The 19,966-nt window shown below is 68.7% G+C and carries 17 protein-coding genes; 6 read left to right on the plus strand and 11 right to left on the minus strand.

The genetic code is table 11. The features are described from left to right. Positions 1–3: 3 nt before the first annotated feature. Positions 4–924, minus strand: a complete 921-nt coding sequence (locus tag ABGI63_RS07190; RefSeq protein ID WP_269841297.1) for a LysR family transcriptional regulator — start codon at positions 922–924, stop codon at positions 4–6. Positions 925–1,004: 80 nt separating this feature from the next. Here ABGI63_RS07190 and ABGI63_RS07195 point away from each other — a divergent pair, with 80 nt between their 5' ends. From ABGI63_RS07195 to ABGI63_RS07205, 3 genes are read left to right on the plus strand one after another with little or no spacing between them, the layout of a single operon-like run. Then, positions 1,005–3,095 (plus strand): 4-oxalomesaconate tautomerase, encoded by a 2,091-nt coding sequence (locus tag ABGI63_RS07195; protein WP_349741804.1) that lies wholly within the window; start codon positions 1,005–1,007, stop codon positions 3,093–3,095. 40 nt (positions 3,096–3,135) lie between these two features. Further along, on the plus strand, positions 3,136–4,218 hold the full coding sequence (locus ABGI63_RS07200) for a porin (RefSeq protein WP_349741805.1): 1,083 nt from the start codon (positions 3,136–3,138) through the stop codon (positions 4,216–4,218). Between the two features lie 41 nt (positions 4,219–4,259). Continuing rightward, positions 4,260–5,360, plus strand: a complete 1,101-nt coding sequence (locus ABGI63_RS07205) for a calcium:cation antiporter (protein ID WP_349741806.1) — start codon at positions 4,260–4,262, stop codon at positions 5,358–5,360. A 10-nt stretch (positions 5,361–5,370) separates the two neighbouring features. Here ABGI63_RS07205 and ABGI63_RS07210 read toward each other — a convergent pair whose 3' ends face one another. Next, complete coding sequence (locus tag ABGI63_RS07210; RefSeq protein ID WP_349741808.1) at positions 5,371–5,976, minus strand: class I SAM-dependent methyltransferase; 606 nt, start codon at positions 5,974–5,976, stop codon at positions 5,371–5,373. After that, positions 5,973–6,293, minus strand: coding sequence for a rhodanese-like domain-containing protein (locus ABGI63_RS07215; RefSeq protein ID WP_349741810.1), 321 nt, complete (start codon positions 6,291–6,293; stop codon positions 5,973–5,975). Before ABGI63_RS07215 ends, ABGI63_RS07210 begins: the two co-directional genes overlap by 4 nt. A gap of 96 nt (positions 6,294–6,389) precedes the next feature. Here ABGI63_RS07215 and ABGI63_RS07220 point away from each other — a divergent pair, with 96 nt between their 5' ends. Next, complete coding sequence (locus tag ABGI63_RS07220; RefSeq protein ID WP_137944820.1) at positions 6,390–6,875, plus strand: hypothetical protein; 486 nt, start codon at positions 6,390–6,392, stop codon at positions 6,873–6,875. A 15-nt stretch (positions 6,876–6,890) separates the two neighbouring features. Here ABGI63_RS07220 and ABGI63_RS07225 read toward each other — a convergent pair whose 3' ends face one another. The 6 genes from ABGI63_RS07225 to pdxR all read right to left on the minus strand — a co-directional run bounded on the left by ABGI63_RS07225 (position 6,891) and on the right by pdxR (position 13,984). After that, entirely contained in the window at positions 6,891–8,783 is a 1,893-nt protein-coding gene (locus ABGI63_RS07225; protein WP_349741812.1) for a M48 family metallopeptidase, read from the minus strand. 83 nt (positions 8,784–8,866) lie between these two features. Next, positions 8,867–10,414: a methyl-accepting chemotaxis protein gene (locus tag ABGI63_RS07230; RefSeq protein WP_349741813.1), complete on the minus strand. Its 1,548-nt coding sequence runs from the start codon at positions 10,412–10,414 to the stop codon at positions 8,867–8,869. Positions 10,415–10,479: 65 nt separating this feature from the next. Continuing rightward, a complete protein-coding gene (locus ABGI63_RS07235; RefSeq protein WP_349741815.1) occupies positions 10,480–11,478 on the minus strand; it encodes a metal-dependent hydrolase in 999 nt (332 codons plus the stop codon). Between the two features lie 36 nt (positions 11,479–11,514). Further along, positions 11,515–12,183 (minus strand): glutathione S-transferase family protein, encoded by a 669-nt coding sequence (locus ABGI63_RS07240; RefSeq protein ID WP_349741816.1) that lies wholly within the window; start codon positions 12,181–12,183, stop codon positions 11,515–11,517. A gap of 12 nt (positions 12,184–12,195) precedes the next feature. Further along, positions 12,196–12,468 (minus strand): hypothetical protein, encoded by a 273-nt coding sequence (locus ABGI63_RS07245; protein ID WP_349741818.1) that lies wholly within the window; start codon positions 12,466–12,468, stop codon positions 12,196–12,198. Positions 12,469–12,529: 61 nt separating this feature from the next. Then, on the minus strand, positions 12,530–13,984 hold the full coding sequence (pdxR, locus tag ABGI63_RS07250) for a MocR-like pyridoxine biosynthesis transcription factor PdxR (RefSeq protein ID WP_349741819.1): 1,455 nt from the start codon (positions 13,982–13,984) through the stop codon (positions 12,530–12,532). 95 nt (positions 13,985–14,079) lie between these two features. On the opposite strand from pdxR, the gene ABGI63_RS07255 reads away from it, so the two are divergent. Continuing rightward, positions 14,080–14,538: a rhodanese-like domain-containing protein gene (locus tag ABGI63_RS07255; protein ID WP_349741821.1), complete on the plus strand. Its 459-nt coding sequence runs from the start codon at positions 14,080–14,082 to the stop codon at positions 14,536–14,538. 20 nt (positions 14,539–14,558) lie between these two features. Next, positions 14,559–14,984, plus strand: a complete 426-nt coding sequence (locus ABGI63_RS07260) for a GNAT family N-acetyltransferase (protein ID WP_262970277.1) — start codon at positions 14,559–14,561, stop codon at positions 14,982–14,984. 13 nt (positions 14,985–14,997) lie between these two features. Here ABGI63_RS07260 and ABGI63_RS07265 read toward each other — a convergent pair whose 3' ends face one another. After that, on the minus strand, positions 14,998–16,347 hold the full coding sequence (locus ABGI63_RS07265; RefSeq protein WP_349741823.1) for a hypothetical protein: 1,350 nt from the start codon (positions 16,345–16,347) through the stop codon (positions 14,998–15,000). 238 nt (positions 16,348–16,585) lie between these two features. Further along, positions 16,586–19,876: a fused isobutyryl-CoA mutase/GTPase IcmF gene (icmF, locus tag ABGI63_RS07270; RefSeq protein WP_349741824.1), complete on the minus strand. Its 3,291-nt coding sequence runs from the start codon at positions 19,874–19,876 to the stop codon at positions 16,586–16,588. Positions 19,877–19,966: the final 90 nt, after the last annotated feature.

Consider the following 19,966-nt stretch of genomic DNA (forward strand, 5'->3'; position numbering starts at 1 on the left):
CCCTCAGCCGGTCTTCTTGCGCGGCGCCGGCTTGAGCTTCATCTCGACGAAGAAGTCGTAGAGCTGCTGGGCCGCCGGTGACAGGCTGCGGCCCTTGCGCCGTATCAGCCCGACATGGCGGCTCACCGCCGGCTCGATCAGCGGCACGCTGACCAGCAGCGGATGGCTTTTGTCCGGCATCGCCAGCGAGGGCACCGCCGCCACGCCCAGCCCGGCCTCGACCAGGCCCAGCGTGGTGGTCACATGCTGGGTCTCGTAGACGGCCTCCGGCAGGCCGGCCACACCGGCCAGCGCCTGGTCCAGCAGCAGCCGGTTGCCCGAGTTCTTGGCCACCGCGATGTAGTCGTAGGCGGCCAGCTCGTGCCAGGCCACCTGGCGTTTGCGGGCCAGCGGATGGTCGCGCCGGCAGGCGGCGACGAAGCGCTCCTCCAGCAGCGCATGGAACTCGATATCGGGCTCCTGGCTGCCGATGAAGTTCAGGCCGAAATCGACCTCGCCGCGTGCCACCGCGTCGAGCACCGCACCGGCGCCGGCGTCGAAGACCTTGAGCCGTATCTTCGGATAGCGCTCGCGGTAGCGGCCGATCACGCGCGACAGGTAGTAGTAGACGGTGGACGGCACGCAGGCGATGCTGACCTCGCCCATGCGGGTGGCCGAGACCCCGCGTATGCCCAGCAAGGTGTTGTCCAGCTCGTCGAGCAGCTGCTGCACCTTGCGGGCGAAATCGCGGCCCACCGCGGTCAGGCTGACACGGCGCGTCGTGCGGTCCAGCAGCTTGACGCCCAGCGCCTGCTCCAGCTTGTCGATGCGGCGGCTGAAGGCCGGTTGCGAGATGTGCACGGCCTCGGCCGCGCGCCGGAAGTTGCCCAGCTCGGCCACCGCGCGAAAGGCCAGCAGATCGTTCAGATCGAAATTGATCGCCATATGGACTTATGCGTTGAGTGGATCAATCGATCATAACTATGCAATTCACATGCATGAGTGGATCGCCCAAGATCCGTCCCATGCAAGCCCTGACCCTTCCCTGCGTCCTGATGCGAGCCGGCACCTCGCGCGGCCCCTTCTTCCTGCGCGAATGGCTGCCCGAGGACGAGCACCTGCGCGACCAGGCCCTGATCGGCGCGATCGGCGCCTCCGATCTGCTGCAGGTCGACGGCGTCGGCGGCGGCAGCTCGCTGACCAGCAAGGTGGCCATCGTCTCGCGCTCCCGCGAGCCGGGCTGCGCGCTCGACTATCTGTTCGCCCAGGTCGGCGTCGGCCAGCGCTCGGTCGACACCCGGCCCAACTGCGGAAACATGCTGGCCGGCGTCGTGCCCTTCGCGCTGGAGCAGGGCCTGATCGAGGCCGACGAGGGCGAGACCACGGTGCGGGTCTTCAATGTCAACACCCGCTCGCGCATCGATGTCACGGTGCAGACGCCGCAGCGCCGCATCCGCTACGAGGGCCTGACCAGCATCGACGGCGTGGCCGGCACGGCAGCGCCGATCAAGCTGGAGTTCCTGGACGCCTGGGGTGCGGTGACCGGCGCGGTGTTCCCGAGCGGCCGCCGCATCGACCGGATCGGCGGTATCGAGATGACCTGCATCGACGCGGCGATGCCGCTGATGCTGGTGCGCGCCGCCGACCTGGGCCTGAGCGGGCGCGAGTCGCCCGCCGAGCTGGACGCCGACCTGCCGCTGCTGGAGCGCCTGGAGGCGCTGCGCCGCGCTGCCGGCGAGCTGATGGGGCTGGGCGATGTATCGGCCAGCGTGATTCCTAAGCCGGTGATCGTCAGCCCCGGCGACGACGAGCACAGCATCCGCTCGCGCTACTTCACGCCGCGCCGCTGCCATGCCTCGCATGCGGTGACCGGCGCCATCGGTGTGGCCGCCGCCTTCGCGCTGCCCGGCACGGTGGCCAGCGGCGCGCTGCAGCGCAGCGGCAGCCGCGGCATCGCGGTGCTGCATCCGCAGGGCCGCATCGAGGTCGAGGTCGAGCTGGCCGGCAGCGGCGAGCAGGCCCAGATCCGGCGCGCGGCCCTGCTGCGCACGGCCCGCAAGATCCTGCAGGGCCAGCTGCACATCCCGGACTATGTTTTTTCAAGACCTACACAAGGAGACGACCCGATGTTCAAGCAAGCAATCGCCCCGGTCCTGAGGGCCCCTATCGTGGCGGCGACCCTGGCCAGCGCCCTGGTGACGGCGGCGCCCGCCGCCCAGGCCTATCCGGACAAGACCATCACCATCGTCGTGCCGACCGCGGCCGGCGGCGGCAATGATGCGATGGCGCGCAGCATCGCGCAAAAGCTCGGCACGCTGCTGGGCCAGACCATCATCATCGACAACCGCGCCGGCGCTACCGGCTCGATTGCCAGCGAGTATGTGGCCCGCGCGACGCCGGACGGCTACACCCTGTTCTTCGGCTATATCGCCACCCACGGCATGAACCCGGTGCTGCAGAAGCTGCGCTACGACCCGGTGGCCGACTTCGAACCGATAGGCCTGGTCGGCTACTCGCCGACCCTGCTGGTGGCCAATCCCAAGCTGCCGATCAAGGACGTCAAGGACATGCTGGCCCAGCTGAAGGCCAAGCCCGAGGCCTATTTCTATGCCTCGGCCGGCAATGGCACGGCGCCGCATTTCGCCGCCGAACTGTTCAAGCTCAATGCCGGCGTGGCTATGGCCGGCGTGCCCTACAAGGGCTCGGCCCCGGCGGTCACCGACACGGTGGCCGGCCAGACCCAGTTCATGTTCCCCAGCGTCTTCACCGCCTACCCCCATGTCAAGTCCGGCAAGCTGCGCGCGCTGGCTGTCGCCGGCCCTAAGCGCCTGGCCGCCTTGCCCGAGGTGCCGACGTTGAAGGAGGCCGGCATCGACGGGGTCGAGGTGCAGCAGTGGTATGGCTTCTTCGCGCCGGCCAAGACGCCCAGGCCCATCGTCGAGCAGCTCAACAAGGCACTCAACCAGGTGCTGGCCGATAAGGACACGATCAAGCGCATCGAGGACCACGGCGCCGATGTCGAGACCAGCACGCCCGAGCAGTTCGGCGCCCTGGTCAAGAGCGAGCTGGCCAAGTGGAAGCGCGTCGTTGTGCAGGCCAAGCTGAGCGCCGACTGAGCCCCGATCAAGCCCCGATAACAACAGGAGACAGATAGGCATGCAACACAATATCAAGGCAACTATGGTGGCCGGGCTCGGCGCCTGCGCCGCGCTGGCGGCCGGCGCGCAGAACGTGACCCTGGGTGGCATCGCCGACGCGGCAGTGCGCCATGTCAGCAACCAGGGCCGGGGCGGGGTCAGCTCCCTGGTCAGCGGCAGCAACTCGACCAGCCGCATCATCATCCGCGGCAGCGAAGACCTGGGTAGCGGCCTCGCGGCCGGCTTCCATCTGGAGCACGGCATCCTGCTGGACAGCGGCACGCCCGCCAACAGCACGATGTTCTGGGACCGCCGCGCCACCGTCAGCCTGAGCAGCAAGCAATGGGGCGAGCTGCGTGCCGGCCGCGACTTCGTGCCCAGCTACAGCAACTGGAGCCGCTACGACCCCTTCAGCTATGTCGGCGTCGCCGGCGCCAACAACTTCATCTCGGCGACGCCGGTGGGACCGCTGCGCGCGGCCTTCGGCTCGGGCGCCAACACCACGGTGCGCTCCAGCAATGCCATCCAGTATCTGCTGCCGGGTGGACTGGGCGGCTGGGAAGGTGGGCTGATGGCCGCAGCCGGCGAGGGCGGTACGGCGGCCAACGGTCAGCACAAGCTGCTCGGCGCGCGCTTCGGCTACGCGAGCAAAACCTTCAATATCGCCGCCGCGCTGACCCGCAGCGAGAACAACCTGACCGGCACGGACCGGCTCGACGATCTGGCCCTGGGCGGCAGCTATGACTTCGGCCCGCTCAAGCTGTCCGCCGCCTGGCGCCGCTTCGAGCTGGGCGCGGCACGCCAGACCCATTGGCTGCTGGGCGCCTGGCTGCCCGTCGGCGCGGCCGGGCAGCTGAAGCTGAGCTGGCATCAGGTCGACCTGGCCGGCCGGGTCGGCAGCAGCGCCATCGGCGCGAACGGGGCCCGCCAGCTGGGCCTGGGCTATGTGCACGAGCTCTCCAAGCGCAGCGCGCTCTACGGCACGCTGGCGCGCATCGACAACCAGGGGGCCTCCAGCTATGCGATACCGGGCGGTGCCAGCGGCCTGGCCGGCGGCGGCAAATCCAGCGGCGTGGAGCTCGGCATGCGTCACAGCTTCTGAGTGGCGCCGAGGGGGCGCGGTCTTGCCTTTATGCTTGACCCATGCCAAATCCACTGAAGAAACTCCCCTTCGTCCTGCCCCTGTGGAGCCTGCTGTCGCCGCTGGTGGCCGTGGTCTTGCTGCTGCTGCTGGGTGGCGCGGCCTTGTCGGGGCTGCTGATCGCGCTGGTGTCGCTGTGCCTGATCGCGGCGGTGCTGGCGGCCGTCCACCATGCCGAAGTGGTGGCCCACCGCGTCGGCGAGCCCTATGGCTCGCTGGTGCTGGCGGTGGCGGTCACCATCATCGAGGTGGCGCTGATCGTCTCGCTGATGCTGGCCGGCGGCGAGAGCGCCAATGCGCTGGCGCGCGACACGGTGTTCTCGGCCATCATGATTGTCTGCAACGGCGTGGTCGGCCTGTGCATCCTGGTCGGCGGCATGCGCCACCGGGTGCTGGCCTTCCGCATCGAGGGCACCAGCCCGACGCTGGCGGTGCTGGCCGCGCTGTCGACCCTGACCCTGGTGCTCCCGGCCTTCACGACCAGCACGCGCGGCCCCACCTTCTCGCAGAGCCAGCTGATGTTTGCCGGCGTCGTCTCGCTGGTGCTGTACGCGGCCTTTGTGTTCGTGCAGGCGGTGCGGCACCGCGACTACTTCCTGCCGGCCGAGGGGGTGGACGATCACCACGCCCATGCCGCGCCGCCCGGCAACAAGATCGCGCTGGCCAGCCTGGCGCTGCTGATGGTCTGCCTGGTCGGCGTCGTCGGTCTGGCCAAGCTGCTGGCGCCCAGCATCGAGAACGCGGTGCGCAGCATCGGCGCGCCGAGCGCGCTGGTGGGCGTGATCGTGGCCCTGCTGGTGCTGGCTCCGGAGACGCTGGCGGCGGTGCGCGCGGCGATGCACAACCGGCTGCAGACCAGCCTGAACCTGGCGCTGGGCTCGGGCCTTGCCAGCATCGGGCTGACGATTCCGGCGGTGGCCGTGCTCTCGCTGTTCTTCCCCCATGCCCTGGTGCTGGGGCTGGAGCCGGTCAGCATGGTGCTGTTGCTGCTGACCTTTGTCGTCGGCACGCTGACCCTGGGCGCCGGCCGCGCAACGGTGCTGCAGGGCGCGGTGCACCTGGTGCTGTTCGCGGTGTTCCTGTTCCTGGCGGTCGTGCCCTGAGCGGACAGGGTCAGGGCATGCGGCCGGTGGCCTGGTAGACCGCGCCCATCCAGTGGTAGCCAAGGTCCAGCTCGCCGGTCATCTGCAGCAGCCCGGCCCAGGGGCGCTCCAGGCCGGCCAGCGAGGCCATCGAATGCAGGGCCGCGCCGAGCACGAAGAGATTGCTGAGCACCGCCCAGGGCGGCGCCCACACCAGGCCGGTGGCGGCGAGCGCCGCGCCGGGCTTCAGGTGCGCGGCCACATGCCGCAGCGCCTGCGGCTGCTGCAGGATGTCGTGGGTGAAATGGAAGAGTGCGGCGTCGCAGCGGCCGCTCAGCGGCGCCTCGGCTACGCTGGCGGCCAGCAGCGAGACATTGCGCCAGCCCTGGGCGGCGACGCGCTGGCGCGCCCGCTCCAGCATCTCCGGGCATTGTTCGATGGCGATCACATGGCCGCGCGGCCCGACCTGCTGCAGCAGGCCCGCCAGGCTCAGGCCGGTACCGCAGCCCAGGTCCAGCACGCGCTGGCCGGGCCGCAGCTGAAGGCTGGCGATCGCGCTGCGGCGCAAGGGCTCGAAGGGCGCCAGCTCCAGATCGTAGAAGGGGGCTCGTCGGCGGTACTGCGCCAGCGTGCTCACAGGCCCCGCTCCAGCGGGCGTCGCAGGCGCTCGGCCAGCTGCACGGCGGCACCGCCGTTGTAGGCCTCGGTATAGCCCTGCTGCTGCAGCAGGCCCAGGGCCTGCTCGGAGCGTGCACCGGAGGCGCAGTACAGGATGATGGGCGCGGCCAGGTCCGGCGCCAGATGGGCAATCTGCTCGGCCAGCTGCGGCAGCGGGATGCAGCGCGCGCCCGGCACGTGGCCGGACATGTACTCGCTGTAGGAGCGCACATCGATCAGCAGCGCCTGCTCGGGCAGCGGTGCGAGGGACGGCAGGGTGGGCGAGAGAGAACTCATGGGCAGCCTCCGTGATCCGGCGTCGGGACCTCTGTTTTACACCCTTGGCGGCCCGGCGGCGAGGTATGCTGCGCGCCCGCCCTGAATGAAGCCCCCATGTCCGACGCCGACAACACCGAACGCCCCGATATCCAGGAGCCGCGCCTGTGGCAGGACGCCCGCTGGACCGCCCGCGTGATCAAGAACGAGGACGACGAGGGCTGGGCCGTCGCGATGATATTGGCGGGCCAGAGCGAGCCGGCCCTGGTCGGCCCCTGGACCATGGGGCGTGACAAGAAGAACCCCAAGCCGCTGGACGTCAACGCCTTCAACACCCTGGTGAAGACCGCCTCCGAGGTCTTGCGCCGCCACGAGCAGCAGCTGCATGCCCAGCTGCACCAGAGCCTGCGCATCACGACCGACAGCGCCCAGATCGAGGTGCGGCTGGACATCGTGCCCGACGAGGACGAGCCCTATGCACTGCTGAGTGCGCATGACGAGATGGGCACGCAGCTGGCCGAGGTCAAGGTGCGGCCCAGCTTCAAGCTCAGCCGCGCCAGCGCCAGCGCCTGGATCGCGGCGGAGTTCCAGAAGCCGGGCTGAGGGCGGCCGCCGGCTTCAGCGCAGGCGGCTGCCGGCAATGGCTCCCAGCTTCTTGCGCAAGGGCTTGAGACGGCCCTCCAGCACGCAGATGATGGTGTGGGCGGGCCAGTCCTGGCCAGCCAGTGCATTGACGACGGCATGCTGTTGCTTGCGCAACCGGGCCCATGCACTCAGCTGCAGCCCCAAGACATAGGTCGGCATGCTGCTGTCAGATGGCAGCACGCGACGGGCCAGGTAGGCGCGCACCACGCCCTTGCCATGGCGCTGCAGCAGGGCGCGTACCTGCTCGACCGCGTCGGTCCCAAGGTCAGCGGCACGCAGCTGATGTTGAGGGTCGAGTTCATTGCGCTCGCGCTCGCGGCGCTGCTCGAATTCGTGACGCTCATGCCAGCGTTGAGCCCAGGCCTTGGCGCGTGCTTCGTCGTTGTGTCGCCTGAAATAGGCGCTCGCGCTTTCGCAGGCGGGCAAGGTGGCGTCGATATCGACCCTGATGGCTTGCTCCAGCAAGGCAATGCCCTGTTCGTCATCCCGGCTCAACCGGGCGATGCCTTCAAAAAACAAGCCGACACTGTCTTCCGGGTACTGCCCGTTGAACGCGGCATAGCCCGCCGCGGCGTCGAACTCGGGCTCCAGCTCGCGCCGCAGATGCAGCAGCGTCAGCTGCTGTTCCCGGTCCGGCGCGGGTAGCGCACTCAGTTCGGCGAGGCGTTGGGCTTGCTGTGCCAGCTCCTCGTGGCGAGCTGACCAGGCCGGCTGCACGCGGTCGCGCCATTGTCGGCCGAGCCGCTGACGCAGCGTTGCAAGGGCCACGCCGAGCCAGACTTCGGCGGCCGAATGCTCTGCCGGCTGGGGGAGTTCGTCGATGCGCTGAGCCTCGCCTGGCAGGGCTTGCAGACGCAGATTCAGCACGGGATGGGTGTCGTGAACGCTGGCCTGGCGCTGCAAGGCCTCCTGCAGCCATTGGCGGGCGGTGGGCTCGGGCGGTGCCAGCCGCGCTGCGGTAGCCCAGCGGCCGGCGAGGTCATCGGGAGGCATGGCTTCCTGGCGGATTCGCGCCAGCGTGCCCTGAATGAAGGTGTCGTACTGTGGTCCGGCGAGGTTGACCCGTTTGAGCGCCCGGGCCGCGACATCGGCCCCCACCAGCTCTGCGCTGGCCCGGTCGGCCTGGTACTCGTTGGCACGAGCAAGCACAAAGGTGTAGGCATTGAAGTAGGGTGCATACCAGCCGACGATGCGCTGCAGCAGGTGCCCGCTCCATCCCTGCCATTGCTGCCCGAGGTGCTGGATATTGGCCCAGCTGAGCCGCAGCCGGTAGATGAAGGCGCTGAAGCGACTGTGCGAGCCCGCCAGATGCCCGTACTCATGGGCCACGACCGCCAACGCCTCCTCGGGGGACAGACTCTCCAGCAGCGGCAGACCCAGGATCAGATAGTTGCGCGGGAATCCGATCAACCCCAGCAGCGGCCGCTGGACGACGGCGGCGTTGACCTCGTCGGTGATCAGCACCTGATGGAAGCGAGGCCCTTTCATGCGCTGGCGCATCTGGTCCATGGCTGCAAACAGGGCCGGGGCTTCGTGGCGCTGCAGGCTCAGGCCCTCGGGCGCCGGCAGGCGCACAAACAAGGCTTTGATGGCGCTGCGAACCAGCAGCCATAGCGGCACCGCCAGCAAGATCAGCAATTTGCCGAACTTGATGAGCAGCAGCAGCGCCTTGCCGCCGCTCAGCAGCACGGCGACGGCGAGGCCTGCCAGTATCAAAAGCCCTAGCCCCGCGATGCCGACGATCAGGGCCAGCACCCCCAGGCCCAGCAGCGCCAGCAGGGCGACCTTCAGCTGATAGCTGCGCGGTGTAGCAAGGCTCTCGCGCTCCAGGCGCGCCACCATCTGCTCGAAACGAGCGTCGTCCATGGTTTTCCTCCCTCGGTCCAGACTGTTTTGTTTGCCCTCATTGTGCAGACAGTCGACCGTGCCGGGAAGATCGGCCGATGAAATCAGCGCGCCAGCTGGAACACCCCCACCAGCCGCGCCAGCTCGGCGGCCTGATGCTGCAGGCTTTCGGCGGCGGCGGTGCTTTCCTCGACCAGGGCGGCGTTCTGCTGCGTGACCTGGTCGAGCTGGTTGACGGCGTCGCCGATCTGGCCGATGCCCTTGCTCTGCTCGCTGCTGGCGCCGGCGATCTCGGCGATCAGCTGGCTGACCTGGCGCACCTGGTCGACGATGCCGCCCATCGCGCTGCCGGCGTCGTCGGCCAGGCGCGAGCCCGACTCGACCTGGCTGACGCTGTCATTGATCAGCACCTTGATCTCGCGGGCCGCCTGGGCCGAGCGCTGGGCCAGCGCGCGCACCTCGGCGGCGACGACCGCGAAGCCGCGGCCCTGCTCGCCGGCCCGCGCCGCCTCGACCGCCGCGTTCAAGGCCAGGATATTGGTCTGGAAGGCGATGCCGTCGATGGTGCCGATGATGTCGGCAATGCGCTTGGAGGCCTCGGCAATGCCTTGCATGGTGTTGACGACCTGGGCCACCACCGTGCCGCCCTGGCCGGCCGCCGCAGCGGCGGCCGAGGCCAGCGCATTGGCCTGGGCGGCGGTGTCGGCGTTGTTGCGCACCGTGCTGGAGAGTTCCTCCATCGAGGCGGCGGTCTGCTGCAGATTGCTGGCCTGCTCCTCGGTGCGCTGGGACAGGTCGATGCTGCCGCTGGCGATCTCGCGCGAGCCGGTGGCGATGCTCTCGCTGCTGTCGCGCACCTGGGAGACGATCTGCACCAGCGAGCCGTTCATCTGGTTCAGCGCCGTCATCAGCTGAGCCGCCTCGTCGCGGCCCTGGACGGCGGCAGCGGCCCGCAGATCACCGCTGGCCACGGTCTGCGCGAAGCTGACCGCCTCCTGCATCGGGCCGGTGATCGAGCGGGTGCTCATCAGGCCGGCCACAACCGCGATCAGCGCCGCGACCAGGCTGACGCCGAGGCTCCAGGCGCGCACGCTGTCGCGGGTGGCCTGAGCCTGGCTGTAGCTGGCGGCGGCCACCTCGATCTGCAGCTTGATCAGCGCGTCGATGCCGTCCTTGGCCTGCTGGCCCAGCGGCACGATGCGCTCGCCGTACAGGGCCTGGGCGCGCGCGACCTCGCCGGCCTTCAGCGCGTCGCGGGCGGCCAGCAGGCCTTCGCGCACATAGCTGCCGCGCACCTGGGTGAAGGCCTCGGCCAGCTGTTTTTCCTGCGGCGTCAGATAGCTGTCCATATAGGCTTTCCAGGTCTTGCTGACCTGGGCGATATTGGCCTGCAGCTGGCTGTCCAGCGCCGGCAGCGCGGCCGGGTCGCGCAGCATCTCCATCACCAGGATGCGGTTGCGCAGCATCAGCCCGTCGACCTCGCCGATCTGCTTGAGGGGGATCGTGCGGTCCTCGTAGATGGTTTTCAGGTCCGCAAAGACGCGCGTGCTGCCTTGCACGCCGACCCAGCTGACGACGGCCAGCAAGAGCAGGACCAGTCCGAAAGCCAGGCCCAGACGCCGGCCGATACGCAGATTCCGCAGCAGTTCCATTGGATGCTCCCTGGCGCTTTGTCGCGCTGATTCTGCATCAGCAGGATGCATGCCAGGGGGAAATTTCAGCGCGGCGGCGCGATGTCCTCGCCGCGCAGGCGCCGCCATAGCCAGGCCAGCCCGGCCCGCAGATCGCCGCGCGAGCCCAGCTGCTGCGGACGGTCCAGCGGCCGCAGCGGCGAGTGCTGCTCGGCGATGGCGAAGCTGAAGATGTAGTGAGGTTCCTGGCCCATGCGCAGATCGGTGATCAGCACCTGGTCGGCCTTGCGCTCCAGCTTGAAGAAGCCGTCGCTGAACGCGGCCAGGGTCGCGACCGGCGGGTGGGTCTTCAAGGCCTCGTAGAGCGCCTCGCCGCGATCAAAGCGCTCGAAGCGTATCGTCGTGCCGGCATCCAGCAGCGAGTAGAAACCTTCGCGATAGCCCTCTGGCGTGACCGCGACGATGCGCCACAGCACCGTGTTGAAGGGGCTGGGCGTGACCAGCAGGCGCTGCACCGGCTGGCCGGCCAGGCTCTGGCGCGCCAGTTGCTCGACATGCTGCTGGGCCAGCGCGCTCCAGCCCAGATAGGCGGTCGACAGCAGCAGGCCGGCCGCGTTCCAGCGCAGCGCCCGCACGCCGCCGGCCAGGGCCGCGCCGGTGCCGATCAGCAGCGGCAGCGTGTAGAGCGGGTCGATGATGAAGATGCTGCCCAGGCCCAGCGGCTCGCTGCTGAAGGGACGCAGCAGCTGGGTGCCGTAAATCGTCATGTAGTCCAGCAGCGGATGCGTGATCAGGGCCAGCCAGACCGCCAGCAGCCAGCGCCCGAACAGCGCGCGCTCGCGCTGCAGCGCGGCAATGGCGGCCGCGATCGGCGCGGCGGCCAGGCTCAGCCAGAACAGCGCATGGCTGTTGCCCCGGTGCAGCACCATATTGCTAAGCGCATCGCCGTGGTCGATGAAGGCATCGAGATCGGGCAGCGTGCCGCAGACGGCGCCCCATAGCGCCGACTTCCACAAGGCCGTGCGCCGGCCCATCACCGCGACGCCGACGGCGGCGCCCAGCGCGATTTGCGAGAGTGAATCCATGGGGGCGGATTCTGGACGCTTCTGGCTTGACCTGTCCTAGGGGCGGATATCGGGCGCGGCGACGGGCGAAATGCCCTGGGCCTGGGCGGCCTCGGTCTGCACGGCCAGCGCTCGGCGCCAGCCGTCGCGCTGCTGCAGCCGCGCCCAGTAGGCGGCCACGGCCGGCGTGAACTGCGCATCCAGCCCCAGATGGCTGGCCAGCAGCAGCGCATAGCCCACCGAGATGTCGGCCGCCGTGAAGCGGCCGGCGCAGAGCCAGTCCTGCGCGGCCAGGCGCGGCTCCAGCGTGCGCAGCCGGGCCAGAAACCATCTGGCGTAGTCCTCGGCCACCTGGGGCTGGCGGCGCTCGGCCGGCTCGAAGAAGCGGTAGCGCAGCAGCAGGGTCTGCGGGAAGGTCAGGGTGGCTTCGCCGAAATGCAGCCAGTTCAGATAGGCCCCGTAGTCGGCCTCGGCCATGCCCACATCAAGACCGCCGGGGTCATGTCTTGCGGCCAGGTACTGGCAGATCGCGGCGGACTCCGTCATGCGCGTCTCGCCGTCCAGCAGCAGCGGCACGGTGCCCAGCGGGTTCAGGGCCAGATAAGCCTTGTCGTGCACGCGGGGCGGGAAGGGCAGGACGATCAGCTGGTAGTTCAGGCCCAGCTCTTCGAGCGCCCACAGCGGACGGAAGGAGCGGGCGCTGAGGCAGTGGTAGAGGGTCAGCAAGGGCCGGAGTCTCTAGATGGCGAGTCGGTAGACCTTGGCGGCCGCGCGCTCGTCGGCGCTGTGGCCGGCCAGCGCGCGGTCCCATTCCGCGCCGCCGGCGCCCTGGGTCGCGGCGGCACTGCTGATCATCGAGGCCATTTCCTCGGTGCTGGCATCGAACTCGGCGATCTGCTCGCGCGTCTCCAGAAACAAGCGCGCCAGCATCACGCCGCCGGACTCGATCACCACCAGATAGCGGGCCGCCTGGCGCAGCGCGCCGGGATGGTGTTTGGCGGGTGTTTCCATTCCGAAGCCTTGGCCCATGGTGTCTCCTCGCGTGGCTGATTCAGCGCCAAGACTATCACCGTCAAGGGGCGCCCAGCAGGGCCAGTTGCCGGGCGGCGCTGCGGATTTCGGCCGGCGTCAAGGCCGCATAGCCCAGCAGCCAGCCATCCTGGCGCGGCGCCGAGAGGTAGAGCCGGCTCAGCGAAGGCGTGGCCAAGCCCCGCGACGCGGCGGCGCGGCTGAGCGCCGCCTCGCCGCCCTCGGGCAGCAGCGCCGCCAGTTGCAGGCCGCCGGCGCTGGGCTGGGGCAGCAGCCAGGCCTGCAGCGGACGCAGCGCCTCCAGCAGGACTTCGCGACGCTGCCGGTAGAGGCTGCGCATCAGGCGCAGATGGGCGGCGAAATGACCTTGGCCGATGAAGTCGGCGGTGACCGCCTGGGCCAGCTGGGCGCTATGGCCGTCCTGGACGCTGCGTGCCGCCGTCAGCGGCGCGACCAGGGCCGGCGGCAGCACCATATAGGCCAGGCGCAGCGACGGAAACAGCACCTTGGAGAAGGTGCCCAGATAGATCACCCGGCCGGCCCCGCCCGCTTCCTCCAGGCCTTGCAGCGCCGGCATCGGCCGGCCTTCGTAGTGGAACTCGCTGTCGTAGTCGTCCTCGACGATCCAGGCCTGCTCCCGCCGCGCCAGCGCCAGCAGGGCCAGGCGGCGCTCCAGGCTCAGAGCCATGCCGCAGGGGTATTGGTGCGACGGGGTCAGATAGATCAGGCGCGGCGCGGGCAGGGCTGTGCCCTCGGGGTTCAGACCCTGCGGATCCAGCCGCACCGGCTGCAGGCGGGCGCCAGCGGCGGCAAAGGCCGTGCTGGCGCCGCGATAGCCGGGCTCCTCCATCCAGACGGTGTCGCCGGCATCCAGCAGCATCGACGCTGCGAGTTGCAGGCCCTGCTGCGAACTGGTCAGCACCAGCACCTGTTCGGCGCTGCAGCGCAGGCCGCGCGACTGGCGCAGATAGCCGGCGATGGCGGCGCGCAGATCCTCATGACCTTGCGGGTCGCCATAGCCCAGCAGCCCCGGTTCGCGGCGCAGTCGCTGGTTGATCAGCCGGCGCCAGGTTTCCAGCGGGAAGGCGCGCAGATCTGGGCTGCCGGCCTCGAAGGCGCGCGGGTGGCGCGGGTCCTCGCAGCCCCCCGTCGCCGCAATCGCCTGGCCGCGCTGTGACAGCGTCGGCCCGACAGCCTGCGGCGCCAGCGCGCGCCGCGCCGCCGGGCGGGCCTGGGCCTCGATGGCGACAAAGCTGCCGCGCCCGGTCTGGCGCCGCAGATAGCCCTCGGCCTCCAGCTGGGCATAGGCCGCCTCCACCGTGACCCGCGACAGACCCAGATCGGCCGCCAGCACCCGGCTGGACGGCAGCCGCTCCTGATGAACCAGCTCGCCGCCCAGCATGGCCTGCCGCAGGCTGGCGCAGAGCTGCTCGCGCCGACCCAGGCCCCGGTCGGACTGGCGCTCGAACAACTGCAGCCATAGGCGGGGTGGTGGCATTGGTCTTATCTTGCGAATGAAATTGGCATCAATGCTAAGTCCAAACCGCTCGACACTGGCGCTGCTCCCCACCACCTGTTCAGACGGAATCCACCATGTCACAGCAAGCCTTCGAGTCCATCGTCCTGTCCTATCCCGCACCGACGCCCGAGCAAAGCCGCGACTTCATGCTGGCCAAGCTGCACTACCACGCCGACGCCTGGGATGTGGCCGAGGACCTGCGCGCCGGCGTTCGAACCCTGGTCGTCATCGACACCCGCTCGGCCGAAGCCTATTCGGCCGGCCATGTGCCCGGCGCCATTTCCTTCCCGCATCGCACGATGGATGCGGCCAGCACCGCGCGGCTGGATCGCAGCAAGACCTATGTGTGCTACTGCGACGGCATCGGCTGCAATGGTTCGACCAAGGGCGCCTACAAGCTGGCCGCGCTGGGCTTCTCGGTCAAGGAGATGCTGGGCGGGCTGGACTTCTGGAAGCGCGACGGCCATCCGGTCGCGACCGGCGCGGCGCCGGGCAGCCTGCGGCCGGAGGACCTGATCGGCTGCGAATGCTGAGGGCTGAGGTACGCGCCGCCATGCCCGGCGATGCGGCCGTGCTGGCCGCGCTGTGCCGCGAGCATGCCTGCTATGAGCGGCTGGCTCCCTGCAACGATGACGGCTTCGAGGCGCGTCTGGCCGCGGCACTCGCCGCTGGACGGCTGCAGGCTTGGCTGGCCGGGCGGCGCGAGGAGGCGCTGGGCTATGCCAGCTTGACGCTGGATTTCGCGACCCTGAGCGCTCGGCCTTTTGCCCATCTCGACTGTCTCTATCTGCGGCCGGCGGCGCGTGGGCAAGGACTGGGTGCCTGTCTGCTGCACGAGGTGAAACAGTGCGCTGTGGCGCTGGGCTGCGCGGAGCTGCAATGGCAGACGCCGGACTGGAACGAGGCGGCCGTGCGCTTCTATCTGCGCGCCGGTGCGACGCTGCGGGACAAGAAGCGCTTTGCGATGTCGCTTGCCTAGGCGCCGGCAAGGCTCAAGGAGCCTGATGCACCGAGTAGGCGATGCGCTGGCCGGGCAGGCCGGACATCGTGCCCAGTCTGATTTCGTAGCGCCCCGCGGCTTGTGCGGGCAGCTCGACCTGGATGCGGCCGTTGTCGAGCCACTGGAGCGCGACCGGGCTGGCGCCACCCTCGAAGCTGAGCAGTTGCGCGAGATTGTTGCGCAGGGCGTCCAGGCCGGTGCCGTGCAGGATGAGGCGCCCGGGTCGCCCGGCCTGCAGCGCGCTGTCATCGACCGAGTCCAGCTGGGCCAGGCGTTTGATCAGGCGGAAGGCGATGCGGCGGGCAGGCAGCCCATGGCTGAACTTCAACTCGATCGCGGCTTCATGCGTGGCCTGGTTGGCGAGCTTCTCGAACGCCTCGGGCACCGGAGCCCAGACCACGGGGTTGCCGAGGCCGCCCTGGCTGTTGACCAGGCGCAGCCAGGGCGTGTCGCTGTGGGCGCTCCATGTCAGGTCCGCGGGCGTGAGCGAGGTGCGGAGGACGCGGATGCTGGTGGCGGCCTGTGTGCCGAGCGTGTGCACCGCGAAACTGGGGACGTAGAGCACGCGGACCAGGTCTTCGATCGTGGCCTTGACCTGGAGCGTGCGGGGCGGGCGATCCACGCCTTGCGGCTGGAACTGGATCTCCGCCTTGTGCACGCCAGCCTTCAGCCCGGCGACCGGCTGCAGCTCGAGCTGTGCACCGTTCATGCGGTGCTCCAGCCAGGCGGCGCTGGCCGAGGAGTTCAGGATCTGGTAGGTCCAGCCGCTGGCCTGCGCGGGCAGGCTGATCGTCACCACAGAGGGGGCCGGGCGCTCGCCGACGCTGCCGTTGAATTCGATCTCGTGGGTGCTGAGCTGGAAGGCCGGATGAATGCGGTGTTCGTACTCGACCGTGCTGGGTGAGCCGCTCAGGTGGCGCTGGCAGGCCCGGTCGTGGCAGGCGTTCAGCGTCAGCCGCCCGGCGTATCGAGCGGGAGGGAGGTCGCTGCGCAGTCGGAGCCTGACATCGGCGCGGCCGGTCTGGGGATTCCAGTCGATCGGCGCGATGGTTTCTACCGCCTCGCCATCGGCTTGCGCGCTGAAGTAGATCGCGTCCTGGGCCGCTTGTCCGGAAACCTGCAGGCTCAGCGCTTTCTCGAGCAGCGCGCCGGGATCGCCGCGCTCGGTCTCGCTGCGCAGCGCGCCGCCATCAAGCTGCAGTCGAGCCGTGGCGATAGGCGGCGTGGGCGTAGGAGCGGTGGTGTCTCCGCCGCCCCCACCCCCACAGGCTTGCATCAGAAGCGCGCCAAGCAGGCACAGGCGGGGCCCCCATGGGGTTCTTTGCGCAGCGATGGGGGGCATGATTCTCCCTGAGTTTCTTTCTTGATTGCTTTTGAGTGCAGGGCCGCCCCAGCGGCTCGTCTGCAGGGAGCGGATGGTAGAAAATGCGGCATGAAGAGGCGATGAATGCAGCATCGCCCGGCGAGCCTTCCGCCGTGCTATGGGCCGGCTGTGCGTCGACCCGTGATCTGGAAGTCTTCGGCGAGGGCATCAAGAAAAAGGCCTCCCGAAGGAGGCCTCTGGAGCATGGAGGAAGCGATCACATGCTGCGCCGATACTGCCCACCCACCTCGAACAGCGCGCTGGTGATCTGGCCCAGCGAGCAGACGCGCACGGCCTCCATCAGCACCTCGAAGACATTGCGGTTCTCGATCACGGCCTGCTGCAGCCGGGCCAGCATGGCCGGCGCCGTGCCAGCGTTGCTGGCGTGGAAGTCGGCCAGCCGTGCCAGCTGCGACTGCTTTTCTTCGTCGGTCGAACGGGCCAGCTCGATGGTCTCGGGCACGGTCTCGCCATGCGGGTTGCGGAAGGTGTTGACGCCGATGATGGGGTACTCGCCGGTGTGCTTGAGCATCTCGTAGTGCATGCTCTCTTCCTGGATCTTGCTGCGCTGGTAGCCGGTCTCCATCGCGCCCAGGACACCGCCGCGCTCGGCGATCTTCTCGAACTCGGCCAGCACCGCTTCCTCGACCAGCTCGGTCAGTTCCTCGATGATGAAGGCGCCCTGGCTGGGGTTCTCGTTCTTGGCCAGGCCCCATTCGCGGTTGATCACCAGCTGGATGGCCATCGCGCGGCGCACGCTTTCCTCGGTGGGCGTCGTGATCGCCTCGTCGTAGGCATTGGTATGCAGGCTGTTGCAGTTGTCGTAGATCGCGATCAGCGCCTGCAAGGTGGTGCGGATATCGTTGAAGGCGATCTCCTGCGCATGCAGCGAGCGGCCGCTCGTCTGGATGTGGTACTTCAGCTTCTGGCTGCGCTCGTTGGCGCCGTACTTGTCGCGCATCGCGACCGCCCAGATGCGGCGCGCGACCCGGCCCAGCACCGTGTACTCGGGGTCCATGCCGTTGCTGAAGAAGAAGCTCAGGTTCGGCGCGAAGTCGTCGATGTGCATGCCGCGCGCCAGATAGGCCTCGACAAAGGTCAGGCCGTTCGACAGCGTCAGCGCCAGCTGGCTGATCGGGTTGGCGCCGGCCTCGGCGATGTGATAACCGCTGATCGAGACCGAGTAGAAATTGCGCACGTTGTGGTGGACGAAGTACTCGGCGATATCGCCCATCACCTTTAATGAGAACTCGGTCGAGAAGATGCAGGTGTTCTGGCCCTGGTCCTCCTTCAGGATGTCGGCCTGCACGGTGCCGCGCACATTGGCCAGCACCCAGTCCTTGATCTTGGCGGCCTCGTCGGCGGTCGGCTCGCGGCCGTTGTCGCTCCTGAACTTGGCGAGGTTCTGGTCGATCGCGGTGTTCATGAACATCGCCAGGATAGACGGCGCAGGCCCATTGATCGTCATTGAGACCGAGGTCGTCGGGCTGCAGAGGTCGAAGCCGTCGTACAGCACCTTCATATCGTCCAGGGTCGCGATGCTGACGCCGGAGTTGCCGACCTTGCCATAGATGTCGGGGCGCGGATCGGGGTCGGCGCCGTACAGCGTGACCGAGTCGAAGGCGGTCGACAGGCGCTTGGCGGGCATGCCCTCGCTGACCAGCTTGAAGCGGCGATTGGTGCGGAAGGCATCGCCCTCGCCGGCGAACATGCGCGTCGGGTCCTCGCCCTCGCGCTTGAAGGCGAACACACCGGCGGTGTAGGGGAAGCTGCCGGGCACGTTCTCCAGCAGCAGCCACTTCAAGAGCTCGCCATGGTCTTCATAAGTCGGCAGCACGACCTTGCGGATCTTGGTGCCGGACAGGCTGGTCGAGACCAGGGCGGTGCGGATCTCCTTGTCGCGGATCTTGACGACGTACTCGTCGCCGGCATAGGCCTTCTGCATGTCCGGCCATTGGGCGATCAGCTGGGCGGCCGCCTTGTCCTGCGCGGTCTCGCGCTTCTCGGCCAGCTCGTTCAAGGCATCCATCGCGCGGTGCTTGTCCGGATTGGCGGCCTTCAGCATCGCCATCGAGGCGCGCAGCTGCTGGGCCTCGCGGGCGATGCGGGCCTGTTCGCGAGCCTGCTTTTTGTAGCCGCGCACCGTGTCGGCGATCTCGGCCAGATAGCGCGAGCGGGCGGCCGGCACGATGGGGGTCTGGTGGGTGCTGTGGCGGGTGTCGACGATGGGCAATCTGGCCTCGCCGAACTGCAGGCCCAGCTCGGCCAGCCGGCCCTTGAGCGCCTGGTACAGCGCGGTCACGCCGTCGTCGTTGAAGCGGCTGGCCATGGTGCCGAAGACCGGCATCTCGTCGGGCTTCTTGCCCCAGGCCTCTTTGTTGCGCTGCACCTGCTTGGCGACATCGCGCAGCGCATCGAGCGAACCCTTGCGGTCGAACTTGTTGATCGCGACGAACTCGGCGAAGTCCAGCATGTCGATCTTCTCGAGCTGGCTGGCCGCACCGAACTCCGGCGTCATCACATACATCGGCACATCGACATGGGGCACGATGGCGGCGTCGCCCTGGCCGATGCCCGAGGTCTCGACGATGACCAGATCGAAGCCGGCCAGCTTGGCCGCGGCAACGACATCGGGCAGGGCCTTGGAGATTTCGGAGCCGAAGTCGCGCGTGGCCAGGCTGCGCATGAAGACGCGCGGGCCTTGGCTCCAGGGCGAGATCGCGTTCATGCGGATGCGGTCGCCCAAGAGTGCGCCGCCGCTCTTGCGGCGCGAGGGGTCGATCGAGATCACGGCGACGCGCAGCGCATCGCCCTGGTCCAGGCGCAGGCGGCGTATCAGTTCGTCGGTCAGGCTGCTCTTGCCGGCGCCGCCGGTGCCGGTGATGCCCAGCACGGGGGTTTTGATGTCTTTCGCCGCCGCTTGCAAGGCGCTCACGATGGCCGCATCGGCCTTGCCGTTTTCCAGCGCCGTGATCAATTGCGCCAGCGCGCGCCAGGCGCCTTCGCCATGGCCCTGAATCGCGTCGAGTGACTTCGGCGCATGGACCGTGAAGTCCTGATCGCTCTTCATCACCATCTCGCCGATCATGCCGGCCAGGCCCATGCGCTGGCCGTCTTCGGGGCTGAAGATGCGCACGCCGTGGGCGGCCAGATCGCGGATCTCGGCCGGCACGATGACGCCGCCGCCGCCGCCAAACACCTGAATATGCTCGCCGCCGCGCGCCTTCAAGAGCTCGACCATGTACTTGAAATACTCGACATGGCCGCCCTGGTAGGAGCTGATCGCGATGCCTTGCGCGTCTTCCTGCAGCGCCGCGTTGACGACCTCGTCGACCGAGCGGTTGTGGCCCAGGTGTATTACCTCGGCGCCCATGCTCTGCAGGATGCGTCGCATGATGTTGATCGCGGCGTCATGGCCGTCGAACAGGCTGGCGGCGGTGACGAAGCGCACCTTGTGCGTGGGGCGGTACTCGGCCAGGGCCTTGTACTCGGCGGACAGATCGGTCATCTGGATGTCTCCTGCGCGGTGCTGGCTCGGCCGGGCCGGGCTTCTTCCCCGCGTTTTAGCAGCATGGGTGGGCGGATTCTAGGGCTTGAT

The organism is Roseateles cavernae, from assembly GCF_040187885.1.
GTDB lineage: Bacteria > Pseudomonadota > Gammaproteobacteria > Burkholderiales > Burkholderiaceae_C > Roseateles_E > Roseateles_E cavernae.